At 71.8% G+C, this 12812-nt stretch carries 17 protein-coding genes; 10 read left to right on the plus strand and 7 right to left on the minus strand.

What is annotated here, in order from left to right; genetic code table 11:
* Position 1 precedes the first annotated feature (1 nt).
* The 4 genes from EV684_RS19755 to arsD are packed head-to-tail and all read right to left on the minus strand — an operon-like array spanning position 2 to position 3010.
* Positions 2-490: an arsenate reductase ArsC gene (locus tag EV684_RS19755; protein WP_132649064.1), complete on the minus strand. Its 489-nt coding sequence runs from the start codon at positions 488-490 to the stop codon at positions 2-4.
* 47 nt (positions 491-537) lie between these two features.
* Positions 538-861, minus strand: coding sequence for an ArsR/SmtB family transcription factor (locus tag EV684_RS19760; protein WP_132649065.1), 324 nt, complete (start codon positions 859-861; stop codon positions 538-540).
* A gap of 11 nt (positions 862-872) precedes the next feature.
* Entirely contained in the window at positions 873-2633 is a 1761-nt protein-coding gene (gene arsA, locus EV684_RS19765) for an arsenical pump-driving ATPase (RefSeq protein ID WP_132649066.1), read from the minus strand.
* 17 nt (positions 2634-2650) lie between these two features.
* Positions 2651-3010 carry an arsenite efflux transporter metallochaperone ArsD gene (arsD, locus tag EV684_RS19770; RefSeq protein WP_132649067.1) on the minus strand — a complete coding sequence of 120 codons (360 nt, stop codon included), beginning with the start codon at positions 3008-3010 and terminating at the stop codon, positions 2651-2653.
* 182 nt (positions 3011-3192) lie between these two features.
* On the opposite strand from arsD, the gene EV684_RS19775 reads away from it, so the two are divergent.
* From EV684_RS19775 to EV684_RS19795, 5 genes are all read left to right on the plus strand, one after another.
* Positions 3193-3534: an ArsR/SmtB family transcription factor gene (locus tag EV684_RS19775; RefSeq protein WP_132649068.1), complete on the plus strand. Its 342-nt coding sequence runs from the start codon at positions 3193-3195 to the stop codon at positions 3532-3534.
* Between the two features lie 36 nt (positions 3535-3570).
* Positions 3571-4461, plus strand: coding sequence for an arsenite methyltransferase (locus EV684_RS19780; protein ID WP_132649069.1), 891 nt, complete (start codon positions 3571-3573; stop codon positions 4459-4461).
* 50 nt (positions 4462-4511) lie between these two features.
* Complete coding sequence (locus tag EV684_RS19785) at positions 4512-5102, plus strand: sigma-70 family RNA polymerase sigma factor (RefSeq protein ID WP_132649070.1); 591 nt, start codon at positions 4512-4514, stop codon at positions 5100-5102.
* A 75-nt stretch (positions 5103-5177) separates the two neighbouring features.
* The gene (locus EV684_RS19790; RefSeq protein ID WP_132649071.1) at positions 5178-6230 is read left to right on the plus strand and encodes a permease; all 1053 of its coding nucleotides are present in this window, start codon (positions 5178-5180) and stop codon (positions 6228-6230) included.
* 47 nt (positions 6231-6277) lie between these two features.
* The gene (locus EV684_RS19795; protein WP_132649072.1) at positions 6278-6511 is read left to right on the plus strand and encodes a thioredoxin family protein; all 234 of its coding nucleotides are present in this window, start codon (positions 6278-6280) and stop codon (positions 6509-6511) included.
* A 76-nt stretch (positions 6512-6587) separates the two neighbouring features.
* On the opposite strand, the gene EV684_RS19800 is transcribed toward EV684_RS19795, so the two are convergent.
* Genes EV684_RS19800 through EV684_RS19810 form a run of 3 tightly spaced genes read right to left on the minus strand, consistent with a single transcriptional unit; the run spans position 6588 to position 8245 of the window.
* Positions 6588-7214, minus strand: coding sequence for a LysE family translocator (locus tag EV684_RS19800; protein WP_132649073.1), 627 nt, complete (start codon positions 7212-7214; stop codon positions 6588-6590).
* A 47-nt stretch (positions 7215-7261) separates the two neighbouring features.
* Positions 7262-7639 carry a ribbon-helix-helix domain-containing protein gene (locus EV684_RS19805; RefSeq protein ID WP_132649074.1) on the minus strand — a complete coding sequence of 126 codons (378 nt, stop codon included), beginning with the start codon at positions 7637-7639 and terminating at the stop codon, positions 7262-7264.
* 30 nt (positions 7640-7669) lie between these two features.
* Positions 7670-8245, minus strand: a complete 576-nt coding sequence (locus EV684_RS19810) for a DJ-1/PfpI family protein (RefSeq protein WP_132649075.1) — start codon at positions 8243-8245, stop codon at positions 7670-7672.
* Between the two features lie 188 nt (positions 8246-8433).
* Here EV684_RS19810 and EV684_RS19815 point away from each other — a divergent pair, with 188 nt between their 5' ends.
* The 5 genes from EV684_RS19815 (at position 8434) to EV684_RS19835 (ending at position 12772) form a co-directional block, all read left to right on the plus strand.
* On the plus strand, positions 8434-9276 hold the full coding sequence (locus EV684_RS19815; protein WP_132649076.1) for a methionine ABC transporter ATP-binding protein: 843 nt from the start codon (positions 8434-8436) through the stop codon (positions 9274-9276).
* Complete coding sequence (locus tag EV684_RS19820; RefSeq protein ID WP_132649077.1) at positions 9269-9931, plus strand: methionine ABC transporter permease; 663 nt, start codon at positions 9269-9271, stop codon at positions 9929-9931. The genes EV684_RS19815 and EV684_RS19820 overlap by 8 nt, the downstream gene beginning before the upstream one ends.
* 36 nt (positions 9932-9967) lie before the next feature.
* Positions 9968-10792: a MetQ/NlpA family ABC transporter substrate-binding protein gene (locus EV684_RS19825; protein ID WP_132649078.1), complete on the plus strand. Its 825-nt coding sequence runs from the start codon at positions 9968-9970 to the stop codon at positions 10790-10792.
* Positions 10793-10806: 14 nt separating this feature from the next.
* Positions 10807-11358 (plus strand): 1,2-dihydroxy-3-keto-5-methylthiopentene dioxygenase, encoded by a 552-nt coding sequence (locus EV684_RS19830; RefSeq protein WP_132649079.1) that lies wholly within the window; start codon positions 10807-10809, stop codon positions 11356-11358.
* Between the two features lie 67 nt (positions 11359-11425).
* The gene (locus tag EV684_RS19835) at positions 11426-12772 is read left to right on the plus strand and encodes a phenylacetate--CoA ligase family protein (protein WP_132649080.1); all 1347 of its coding nucleotides are present in this window, start codon (positions 11426-11428) and stop codon (positions 12770-12772) included.
* Positions 12773-12812 lie beyond the last annotated feature (40 nt).

Below are 12812 nucleotides of genomic sequence, written 5' to 3' on the forward strand. Positions count from 1 at the left end.
CTCAGTTTTTTCCGATGTCGGTGACGCGCGTCTTCAGCGCGACGCGGTCCAGGCTGGCGAGCGGCAGCGCCAGCATCAGCTGGATGCGCCGCTTCATCGTGACGAAGGTGTCGACGAAGGCCTGTTCGCGCTGCGCCTCGGGCGCGGCGGCGGGGTCGGGCATGCCCCAGTGCGCGGTGATCGGCTGGCCCGGCCAGACCGGGCAGACCTCGCCGGCGGCCTGGTCGCAGACCGTGAAGACGAAGTGCAGCTCGGGCGAACCGAGGCGGGCGAACTCCTCCCAGCTCTTGCTGCGGTAGCCGTCGACCGGCAGGCGCTGCGCGGCCAGCGTCTTCAGCGTCAGCGGGTGAACCTCGCCCTTGGGATGGCTGCCGGCGGAGAAGGCGCGAAAGCGCCCGTCGCCGAGCTGGTTCATCAGCGCCTCGGCGAGGATCGAACGCGCCGAGTTGCCGGTGCAGATGAAGAGCACGTTGTAAGTCTTCTGATCCATGGGGGACCTTTCAGCGGACGGATTCGGGTGGGGGCGGCGAAGTGCGCTCAGCAGCGTGTGCGCCGCTGCGCCGCGGGCGCGCAGGCCGCTCCCTGGCAGCAGTGATCGGTGAGGTAGCCGAGCAGCGCGTCCATTTGGGGCATCGCCGGGCGGTAGATCAGGCTGCGCCCGTCGCGCTCGACGCTGACCAGATCGGCGTGGATCAGCTCCTTCAGGTGGAAGGACAGCGTCGACGACGGGATGTCGAGCATCGCCGACAGCGCCGACGGCGTCATGCCGGCCGGCCCGGCACCGACCAGCGCGCGGAAGATGCGCAGCCGTGCTTCCTGCGCCAGCGCGGCGAGCGCGGCGACGGCCTGTTTCTCGTTCATCGGGGCCTCCTTCACGACGGTTCTGCCAGCGCGGCCAGGCGCTGCACGCCGACCGGCTCGGCCAGTTGCTGCGCGACGATCGCGAAGCGGCCGGCCGACAGGCGCTCGACGTCCGCGATCCGCGGAACCTCGGCCGCGGCGCGCTGCCGCAGCAGCGGCGCACGGGGTTCGGCGGCGGCCAGGCTCTGGTTGACGACCCAGGCCCAGGGTTCGATGCCGGCGCGGCGCAGGTCGGCCTGCAGGGCGGCGGCCTCGAGCACCGGCGTCGTCTCGGGCAGCGTGACGACCAGCAGCTTGGTCCGCTTCGTGTCCTGCAGCCGCATCAGCGGCGTGGTCGTGTGCAGGCCCTTGTCACCGGTCTGGCGCACGACCTCGCGGTGGTAGCTGCCGGTGGCGTCGAGCAGCAGCAGCGTGTGGCCGGTCGGCGCGGTGTCCATCACGACGAAGCGCGTGCCGGCCTCGCGGATGACGCGCGAGAAGGCCTGGAAGACGGCGATCTCCTCGGTGCACGGCGAGCGCAGGTCTTCCTCCAGCAGTGACCGGCCGGCATCGTCCAGGCCTGCGCCCTTGGTCTGCAGCACCTGCCGGCGGTAACGCTCGGTCTCGGCGTGCGGGTCGATCCGGCTGACCTGCAGGTGCGGCAGTTGGTCGAGCAGCGTTTCCTCCAGGTGCGCGGCCGGGTCCGACGTCGTGAGGTGCACGTCCAGGCCACGGCGCGCCAGCGCCACCGCCACGGCCGCGGCCACCGTCGTCTTGCCGACGCCGCCCTTGCCGACGACCATCACCAGCCCGGCGCCGTCGTGCGCGATGCCGTCGACCAGCGCGGACAGCGGGCGTCGGTCGATCGCGGGCAGCTCTTCGTGAGCAGACGCCGCGGCATCTGCCGGTGCGGCCTCGAGCAGGCGGCGCAGCGCCTTGACGCCGACCAGATTGAATGATTGCAGAGCAAGCCGGTCGGCCGGCAGCGCGCGCACGGTCTCGGGCATGCCCTGCAGCGCGGCCGTCTCGCGCTCGTGGATCGCCGCGGCCAGCGGGTCGCCACGGCCCGCATCGGCCGGCATCAGCCCGTTGACGACGAGGAAGGCGCTGCGCAGCCCGGCGCCGGCCAGCTCGTGCTGCGTGCGCGCCAGTTCGCGCAGCGCGGCGCCCTGGGCGCGGGCGACGAGCACGAGCCGGGTGCGGCCCGCGTCGGCCAGCGCGTCGAGCGCGGCGCGGTACTGCGCGCGGTGCTTCTCCAGCCCCGCCAGCGGGCCCAGGCACGACGCGTCGCCCTTGCCGGCGTCGAGGAACCCGGTCCAGGCGCCGGGCAGCTGCAGCAGGCGGATGGTGTGCCCGGTCGGCGCGGTATCGAAGACGACGTGGTCGAAACCGGCGGTGGCCGCGTCGTCGGCCAGCAGCGCGGTGAACTCGTCGAACGCGGCGATCTCGGTCGTGCAGGCGCCCGAGAGCTGTTCCTCGATGCCGCGCACCACGTCCTCGGGCAGCACGCCGCGCACCGGGCCGACGAGCCGGTCGCGATAGGCCTGCGCCGCGGCCTGAGGGTCGATCTCCAGCGCCTGCAGGCCGGGCACCGCCTCGATCGCCGTCGTGCGGTTGCCGATCGTGACGCCGAAGACCTGGCCGACGTTGGACGCCGGGTCGGTGCTGACGAGCAGCACGCGGCGGCCCTGGTCGGCCAGGCGCACGGCGCTGGCGCAGGCGATCGAGGTCTTGCCGACGCCGCCCTTGCCGGTGAAGAACAGGAAGCGCGGCGGGTGGTCGAGGAAGCGCATCGCAGCGTCCTGCCGCTTCAGCAGCAACGCCCGCCGCTGCAGCAGCCGCCGGCCGCCGCGGGGGCCGGTGCCGCCGCCAGCCCGGCCCAGCGGGCGAGCTCGTCGCGCTTCGGGTAGCGGCCGGCGAGCGCCACCTCGCCGTCGACGAGGATCAGCGGCAGCGCCTGCGAGCCCGAACGCTGCAGGAAGCCGGCGACCGCCGTGTTCGCGGCAAAGGCCGTCGGCTGCTGCGCGAGGTTGAAGCGCTCGATGCGCGCGCCGGCCTCCCGGGCCCACGCGAAGTCGGCGGCAAACGCCACCACGGCCTCGTCGACATCGGCACCGCAGACGCCGCTGCTGCAGCACATCGCGGGGTCGAATACCTGGATCGTCGTCATCGTCTTCTCCTGCTGTGGGGGCGCCGCCGGCGGGGGCCACCTGCAGCACTCTACGTTTCCAATGTTATGGAACTATGACGCCGGACCCGAGCTTTGTCCAGATGGCCCGCTGCGGAAGATGGCGGCTTGCAGGCGGACAGAAGTTCGTTTATTGTCGAAATAACGAATCCAACGGCCATCCCATGCCTGCCCTCGACGACGAATCCACCGCCCGCTTCGCCGACATGCTCAGCGCGATGGGCACCGCACCCCGGCTGCGCATCGTGCGCCTTTTGCTGAGCGCGCACCCCGGCGGTCTGTTCGTCGGCGACATCGCGGCGGAACTGCAGATCACCGGCTCGACGCTGTCGCACCACCTCGAGAAGCTGAAGCACGAGGGTCTCGTGACGGTGCGGCGCGAAGGCACCTTCCTGCGCTACGCCGCCAACGCGCAGGCGCTTCAGGACCTGCTGGCCTTCCTGTACGCCGAGTGCTGCACCCGCAACCAGGCCGTCGAGCCGCAGGCGATCGTCCGCCGCGCCTGAGGCGCCATGGCTCCCCCCACCGAAAGGACCCGAACGATGAACACCGAAGCCGACGTCAAGGAAGTCGTGCGCAACCGCTACGGCGCCGCCGCCGCGAGCGTCTCGGCAGGTGCTGGCGGATCCTGCTGCGGCAGCGCGTCGCAAGCGCTCGGCGGTGCCGACCCGATCACCTCGAACCTGTACGACGCGGTGCAGGCCGGCGAGCTGCCCGACACCGCGCTGCTCGCGTCGCTGGGCTGCGGCAACCCGACGGCGCTGGCCGAGCTGCACCCTGGCGAGACGGTGCTCGACCTCGGCTCGGGCGGCGGCATCGACGTGCTGCTGTCGGCCAAGCGCGTCGGCCCGACCGGCATGGCCTTCGGCCTGGACATGACGCGCGAGATGCTCGCGCTGGCCGAGCAGAACAAACGCAAGAGCGGGCGCACCAACGTCTTCTTCCTGCGCGGCGAGATCGAGAACATCCCGCTGCCCGACGACACGGTGGACGTGATCATCTCCAACTGCGTCATCAACCTGTCGGCCGACAAGGACCGCGTGCTGCGCGAGGCGTTCCGGGTGCTGAAGCCCGGTGGCCGCTTCGCCGTCAGCGACGTCGTCGTGCGCGGCGAGGTGCCGCCGGCGATCCGCCGCAACATGGAGCTGTGGGTCGGCTGTGTGGCCGGCGCGCTGTCCGACACCGACTATTTCGCCAAGCTGCAGGCGGCCGGCTTCGAGAACGCCGGCATCGAGGTGACACGCGTCTACGGCGCCGAGGACGCGAAGGAGTTCCTCGCCACGCAGGGCGAGGCCCTGCAGGAACTGGCGCGCGAGGTCGACGGGAAGTTCGTCAGCGGTTTCGTCCGCGCCACCAAGCCGCGGCAGCCGGCGCTGGCCGGGCCGTCGGCCGCTGCGGCCGCGTCGTCGTGCTGCGGGCCTCGCCGCTGCTGAATCGAATCGTGCGCGCCTGCGCGACGCCCTGGCGTCGTTAAGCTGAGGCCATGGCAGAGGCTCCCGTTCCTACCCGCGTCGGCGCGCCGACCTTCGCCTGCGTCGTCAAGGCCTGGACGGCGCACGAGGCCGAGCTGCGTGGCTTCCTGCGCCACCAGACCGGCGACCGCGACGCTGCCGAGGACCTGCTGCAGGACACCTTCCTGAAGGCGATGCGCGCCGGCGCGCAGTTCTGCGCGCTCGACGACGCGCGCGCCTGGCTGTTCCGCGTGGCGCGCAACGCGCTGACCGACCGCCTGCGGCTGGCCCGGCCGCAGGATCCGATCGACGAGCACGCCCAGACGCTGGCCGCAGCCGAGCCCGAGCCGGCGCCGGCCGTCGACGCGCTGACCGGCTGCATCGCGCGTGTGCTGCAGGAGTTGTCGGCCGACGACGCCGACTGCCTCCGTGCCTGCGACCTCGAGGGCATGACGCAGAAGGACTACGCGGCGGCGCGCGGGCTCAGCCTGCCGGCGGCGAAGGCGCGGCTGCTGCGCGCGCGCCGGCGCCTGCGCGAGCGCATGACGCTCGCGTGCCGGGTCCGGTTCGACCCGGCCGACGGCCGCGTCTGCTGCCACCAGGGCCGCGTCGACGGCACCTGAATTCCGGCGGCAGGCGGCAGGGCCTGCATCCTTTTCGCCCCTCGTTCGTCTACAGGGTTGAACGAAGGTGCGCCGATGTCCGTCCTGACCCTGCCCCGAAGCCTGTCCGCCTGGCCGCGACGCCAGCCCAAGCTGTTCATCGCCGTCGCCGCCGTCGCCTGGTGGCTGCTGTACCGCTGGCTGGCGCCGGCGTCCGAGGCGCTGGTCGCCTGGCTGCCGGTCGAGCGCGACAGCCACCTGGGCGGCGCGCTGCAGTTCTTCCTCTACGACACGCCGAAGGTGCTGCTGCTGCTGACCGCGGTCGTGTTCGTGATGGGCATGGTGAACTCGTACTTCACTCCCGAGCGCACGCGTGCGCTGCTGGCCGGGCGCAGCGAGGGTGCGGCCAACGTGATGGCGGCCAGCCTGGGCATCGTCACGCCGTTCTGCTCGTGCTCGGCGGTGCCGCTGTTCATCGGCTTCGTGCAGGCCGGCGTGCCGCTGGGCGTGACCTTCTCGTTCCTGATCGCCGCGCCGATGGTCAACGAGGTGGCGCTGGCGCTGCTGTTCGGCCTGTTCGGCTGGCGCATTGCGCTGCTGTACCTGGGCCTGGGGCTCGCGGTGGCCATCCTCGCCGGCTGGGTGATCGGGCGGCTGAAGATGGAGCGCCACCTCGAAGACTGGGTGCGCGAGATGCCCAGGCTGCACGCCACCGCCAGCGCCGACACGCTGACGCTGGCCGAGCGCATCGACGGCGGTTTCGCCAGCGTGCGCGAGATCGTCGGCCGCGTCTGGCCCTACATCCTGGCCGGCATCGCGATCGGCGCCGGCATCCACGGCTGGGTGCCGCAGGACTTCATGGCCTCGTTCATGGGCAAGGGCGCCTGGTGGTCGGTGCCGCTGGCAGTGCTGCTGGGCGTGCCGATGTACACCAACGCCGCCGGGATCATCCCGATCGTGCAGGCCCTGCTGGCCAAGGGCGCGGCACTGGGCACCGTGCTGGCTTTCATGATGAGCGTCATCGCGCTGTCGCTGCCCGAGATGGTCATCCTGCGCAAGGTGCTCAAGCCGCGCCTGATCGCCACCTTCGTGAGCGTGGTGGCCTGCGGGATCCTGGCGGTGGGATTCGTCTTCAACGCCGTGCTCTGAGCGTCGAGCCTTCTCGACACCCCTCAACTCCAACGAAAGGAACGGAAATGGACGTCAAGGTTCTCGGTACCGGCTGCACCAACTGTCGGAACACGATCGCGCTGATCGAGGAAGTCGCCCGCGCCAAGGGCGTCGCGGTGACGGTGTCCAAGGTGCAGGAGCTGCGCGACATCATGGCCTACGGCGTGATGAGCACGCCGGGGGTCGTCATCGACGGCCAGGTGGTGCATGCCGGCGGCGTGCCCGCACGCGTCAAGGTCGAGCAGTGGTTCGGCGCCTGAGCCCGGCGCGCTGAACGCGCCGGCGCTCGGGGCGGTGTTCGAGCAGGTGCCGGCGCCGGGTGAAGACGCTGCCGCCTCAGCGGCTGGTGATGATGCGCAGCCCCAGTCCGATGAAGACGACGCCGGCGATGCGGTCCAGCCAGGCGCCGGCGCCGGGGCGGCGGTTCAGCCAGGCGCCGATGCTGCCGGCAAAGGCGCCCAGCAGCGCGAAGATCAGCGCCGCCTGCGCGGTGAACACGAGACCCAGCACGCCCAGCTGCAGCGCCACCGGTCCCTGTTCCGGCACGACGAACTGCGGCAGGAAGGACAGGAAGAACAGCACGACCTTCGGGTTCACCGCGTTGGCCAGCAGACCGCGGCGGAACAGCGCCGCCGTCGTCTCGTCGGCCAGGGCGGCGCCGCCCGACAAGGTGCCGCCGCGGCTGCGCAGCGCACGCAGCCCGAGCCAGACGAGGTAGCCGCCGCCGATCCACTTCAGCGCCGTGAAGGCCGCCGGCGACGCCGCGATCAGCGCGCTGACGCCCAGCACCGCCAACGCCGTGTGGCTGAGGCAGCCGAGCGCGCAGCCCAGCCCGAAGGCGATGCCGCGCCGCCGGCCGCGTGACATGCCGGTGCTCAGCACCATCAGGTTGTCGGGGCCGGGCGTGGCCGTGATCAGCACGGCGGCGGCGAGGAAGGCGAGCAGTTGGGAGAGCGTCAGCATCGGGCGGCGGCCGGGGGCGGGCCCCGGATTGTCTCGCGCCCGCCGCTTCAGCTCAGCGTGCGCTGCCCGCGCCAGGCGGCCACCGGCCGCGGCAGCGCGCCGAGCACACGCTCGGCGTCCAGCGAGCGGATCGGCACCGAGGCGTCGCGCGGGATCAGGCCCTGGGCGATCAGGTTCTCGTAGCGCAGCGCGCAGACGCGCAGGAAGGACGCGAAGTTGCCGACCGCGCCGCGTTCGGCCACCAGCTCGTCGTACAGCGTCTCGATGAGCTGGGCGACGCTCAGGCCGTCGCGCGCGGCGATCTCCTCGAGCACCGCCCAGTGCAGGTTCTCCAGCCGCACGCTGGTGACGACGCCGTGCAGCCGCACCGAGCGCGTGCGGCTCTCGTAGCTGGCGGGGTCGGCGCTGACGAAGATCCGGCACATGGGCGTCTCCCTGGGCGTTGCAGGACGATGCTACAGGCTGATGCGCGTGCCCAGCACGGCCAGGAACTGCGCGATCCAGGCCGGGTGCGCCGGCCAGGCCGGGGCGGTGACGAGCTTGCCGTCGGTGACCGCGCCGTCGATCGCGATGCCCATGTACTCGGCGCCGGCCAGCTCCACCTCGACCTGGCAGGCCGGGTAGGCGCTGACGCGCCGGCCCTTGATGAGCCCGGTGGCGGCGAGCAGCTGCGCGCCGTGGCAGATCGCGGCCACCGGCTTGTCGGCCGCCAGGAAGTGGCGCGTGATCTCGACGACGCGCGTGTTCATGCGCAGGTACTCGGGCGCGCGACCGCCGGGGATCACGAGCGCGTCGTAAGCCGCCGGGTCGATGTCGGCGAAGCTGGCGTTGAGCGCGAAGCGGTGGCCGGGCTTCTCGCTGTAGGTCTGCTGGCCCTCGAAGTCGTGGATCGCGGTCATCACGTACTCGCCGCGTTTCTTGTCCGGCGCCACCGCGTGCACCGTGTGGCCCACGGCCTGCAGCGCCTGGAACGGCACCATGACCTCGTAGTCCTCGCCGAAGTCGCCGCACAGCATCAGGATCTTGCTCATCGCCCGTGTCTCCTGGGTCGTTGCGATGGGCCTCATCTTCGCCACGAGCCGGCGGCGCGCGGTAGTAGCGGCCTACCGCGGCGGGCGTGGTTTTCCCGGAGGGCGAAGAACCAAACTCGGTTTCCTTCGTTCGGCGCGGCGGGTTGGCTGGGGAAACTCATGAGCCGTTTCCTCCCCCTGCCGTTCCCATGCCCGTCCAGGACCCTTCCGCCGCCCCGCCGCTGATCCGGCTCGACGGCCTCGGCAAACGCTTCCGCCTGCCCGGCGGCGAGGTCTTTGCCGCCGTGCACGAGGTCTCGCTGCAGGTGCGCCGCGGCGACGTCTTCGGCATCGTCGGCGCCAGCGGCGCCGGCAAGTCGACGCTGCTGCGCCTGATCAACCTGCTGGAGACCCCCGACCGCGGACGCGTCGAGGTCGACGGCCGCGTGCTGACCGAACTCGGCAAGCGCGAGCTGCGCCTGGCGCGCCAGTCCATCGGCATGATCTTCCAGCAGTTCAACCTGCTGCAGAACGCGACCGTCTTCGACAACGTCGCCTTCCCGCTGCGCCTGCACGGCCGGCGCTCGCGTGCCGAAGTCGCCGAGCGTGTCGCCGAGTGCCTGGCCATCGTCGGCCTGACCGACAAGCGCGACAGCCACCCGGCGCAGCTGTCCGGCGGCCAGAAGCAGCGTGTGGCCATCGCGCGCGCTCTGGCGCCGCATCCGTCGGTGCTGCTGTGCGACGAGCCGACCTCGGCGCTGGACGCCGACACCACGCGCCAGGTGCTGCGCACGCTGGCCGACATCAACACCCGGCTGGGCGTGACCATCGTCATCGTCACCCACGAGCTGGAGGTCGTGCGCTCGCTGTGCCGCCACGTCGCGGTCGTCGAACGCGGCGCGGTGGCCGAGCAGTTCCCGCTGTCGGAGCACGGCGTGCGCCGCCGCACCTCGCTGGGCCGGGCGCTGCAGCGCCTCGTGGACCACCCGCCCGAACTCGACGCCGAAGGCGACGAAGCCGTGGCCGAAGAACCGGAGCCCGTCCATGCCTGAGAACATCGTCGCGCTGCTGCCCGAGCTGTGGACGGCGGTCGGCCAGACCGCGCTGATGCTGGCCATCGGCCTGGGCTCGGCGCTGATCGTCGGCGGGCCGCTGGGCGTCTGGCTGTTCCTGCTCGGCCCGGGCCAGCCGCTGGCCTCGACGCCGGTCTACGGCGTCGTCAGCTGGGTCGTGAACCTGGTGCGCTCCTTCCCGTTCATCATCCTGCTGGTGGCCCTGGTGCCGGTGACGCGCGTCATCGCCGGCACCTCGATCGGGCCGCTGGCCGCGGCGGTGCCGCTGTCCTTCGCGGCGATCCCGTACTTCGCGCGCCTCGTCGAGCAGACGCTGCGCGAGGTGCCGCGCGGCGTCGTCGAGGCGGCGCACGCGATGGGCGCCTCGGAGCTGCAGATCGTCTGGCGCGTGCTCGTCGTCGAGGCGCGCTCGGGGCTGGTGCTGGCGCTGACGGTGCTGGCGATCAGCTTCCTGTCGTACTCGGCGGTGGCCGGCGTCGTCGGCGGCGGCGGCATCGGCGACCTCGCGATCCGCTACGGCTACTACCGCTTCCAGACCGACGTGATGGTGTTCACCGTCGCGATCCTGGTCGTGCTCGTGCAGCTCATCCAGTTCGCCGGCAACGCGCTCGCGCGCCGGCTGGACAAGCGCTGACTTCCCCGTCCTCTCCGATCACAAGGAACCCGTCCCATGTCGTTCTCGCGCCGCTCGCTGCTGTCCGCCGCCGTCGCTCTCGCCGCCGTCTTCGGCGCCGCGATGCTCGCCTCCCAGGCCCATGCGCAGCAGAAGAAGGAGCTGGTGATCGGCGCCACCGCCGGCTCCAACCTCGACGTGCTGAAGCTCGGCATCAAGCCGCAGCTCGAACAGAAGGGCTACAAGGTGAAGCTCGTCGAGTTCAACGACTACGTGCAGCCGAACAAGGCGCTGGCCGACGGCGCGCTCGACGCCAACTTCTTCCAGCACATCATCTACCTGAAGAAGTTCGCCGCCGACCAGAAGCTCGACATCGTCGACATCGTGCAGGGCCCGATCGCGCCGCTGGGCCTGTACTCGCGCAAGTTCAAGACCGTGGCCGACGTGCGCGAAGGCGCGCGCATCGCGCTGCCCAACGACCCGACCAACCTCGCGCGCTCGCTGGTCTTCCTGGAACAGCACAAGCTGCTGACGGTCAAGCCCGGCGTCGACCCGCTGCGCGTGACCGAGAAGGACATCGTTGCCAACCCGAAGAAGATCCAGCTCGTGCCGCTGGAAGCCGCGCAGCTGCCGCGCGCGCTGGACGACACCGACTTCGCCGTCGTCAACGGCAACTTCGCGATCTCATCGGGCCTCAAGCTCACCGAAGCGGTGGCGCTGGAGAAGACGCCCGACTACTACCTGCTCGTCGCCGCGGTCAAACGCGCCGACGCCGCCACGCCCTGGGCGCGCGACATCGCCGAAGCCTTCAAGACGCCGTATTTCAAGCAGGTGCTGGACAGGAACTTCGCCGGCTACGCCCGCCCGTCCTTCCTGCAGTGAACCGGGAGCGCACGATGCAGGCCTGGCTCTTCGACGAAGACGGCGGCGTGCGCGAGCACGCACGCGGCGCGGCCGCCAGTGCGGCGCTGCTGGCGCGCCTGGGCGTGGATGCCGGCCGTGTCGAGATCGAGCCCGACGCCGACTCGGGCCACCACGCGGCGCTGGATGCGCTGCGCCGGCACTACGGCATCGTGCACGAGGACCGCGTGACGGTTCGCCCGGGCGATCCGGCCTGGCCGGCGCTGCGCGCGCGTTTCCTCGAGGAGCACACGCACGCCGATCTGGAGTTGCGCGTCTTCGTCAACGGCCGCGGCCTGTTCCACGTGCGCCTGCCGGCGGGCGGCCTGGCCGTGCTGTGCACCGCCGGCGACTGGATCGCCGTGCCGGCCGGTCTGGCCCACCGCTTCGACGGCGGCCGCCTGGCCGACTTCGAGGCGCTGCGCTTCTTCTCGCGTGCCCAGGGCTGGGAGGCGCAGCCCACCGGGGCGGGTGCGCCGACGCTGCCGCTGCTGGACGAGTTGCTGGCCAGGCGCGCGACGACGCAGCCCGAGGCGAGGCTCGCATGAGCCCTCAGGACTTGTCCGGGGCTCATTCCCGCTCGGCGGGACCGGCCGCCAGGCCGGAGGGTGCCCAGTGAGCGCCGTGCTGGCCGAGATCGGCAGCGCGCGGCGCTTCTGGGCGCCGGCGCTGGAGACCCAGTCGCGCGCCGACTGGGACGCGCTGAAGCTCGACCGCCTGCGCCGCCATCTGCGCCACGCCGCCGAGGGCTCGCCGTACTACCGCGCCGCGTTCGCCGCCGCCGGCGTGCGCCCCGAGGACCTGCGCACGCTGGACGACCTGCGGCGCTTCCCGACGTTGGACAAACGCACGCTGCGCGACCGCCAGCTGGCGGTGCCGCCGCTGGGCGACATCCTCGCCGTGCCCGAGCGCGACGTGGTCTACGTCTGCGCCTCCAGCGGCTCGACCGGCGTGCCGACCGCCTCGCCGTTCACCGCCGAGGACTTCGACGACTGGATCGATTACGAGGCGCGCCAGTTCTGGTCCTCGGGGCTGCGGCCCGAGGACCGCTACGGCCACGCGCTGAACCTGTCGCTGTTCGTCGGCGGGCCCTGCGTGCTCGGTGCGCAGCGCCTGGGCGCCTTGAGCGTGCACGCCGGCACGCTGCCGTCCGAACGCCTGCTGCAGATCGCGCAGCAGTTCCGGCTGACGGCGCTGTGGACGACGCCGTCCTACGCCTGGTATCTCGGCGAGACGGCGCTGAAGCAGGGCATCGACCCGCGCCGCGACCTGCAGGTGCGCCGCCTCTTCGTCGCCGGCGAGCCCGGCGGCTCGATCCCGCAGACGCGCCATCGCATCGAGGCGCTGTGGGGCGCCCGGGTCTACGACTACTACGGCCTGTCGGACATCTTCGGCTCCTGCGCCGGCATGTGCGAGCGCCAGGACGGGCTGCACTGGGCCGAGGACCACATCCACTGGGAGGTGCTCGACGCGGCCGGCGAGCCGGTGCGCGAGGGCGATCGCGGCGAGCTGGTGCTGACCACGCTGACCAAGCGCGCGCGGCCGATGATCCGTTTCCGCACCGGCGACATCGTCTCGTTCACCACCGAACCCTGCCGCTGCGGCCGCACCAGCGCGCGCCTGCTGGGCGTGCACGGCCGGCTCGACGACATGCTGATCGTCAAGGGCGTCAATCTCTTTCCCAGCGACGTCGAGGCCGTCGTGCGGCGCTTCGCCGAGTTCAACGGCGAGTACCGCCTGGTCGTCGAACGCGTGCAGCACCTGGACCGGCTGACGGTGGAAGCCGAGACCGCGCCCGGTTTCACCGGCGACGCGCCCGGGCTGGCCGGACGTTTCGCGCATGCGCTGAAGAGCGCCAGCGGCGTCTCGGCCGAGGTCCGGCTGCTGGCGCCCGAGACGCTGCCGCGCGCCACGCACAAGGCGCGCCGCGTCGACGACCGCAGGGGCGCGCTCTGGGGATGAGCGGGCAGGGCGCCGGCGCGGGCGGTTAGAGTGCGTGCTT

Origin of the sequence: Rubrivivax gelatinosus, from assembly GCF_004340905.1 — a bacterium.
GTDB lineage: Bacteria > Pseudomonadota > Gammaproteobacteria > Burkholderiales > Burkholderiaceae_C > Rubrivivax > Rubrivivax gelatinosus.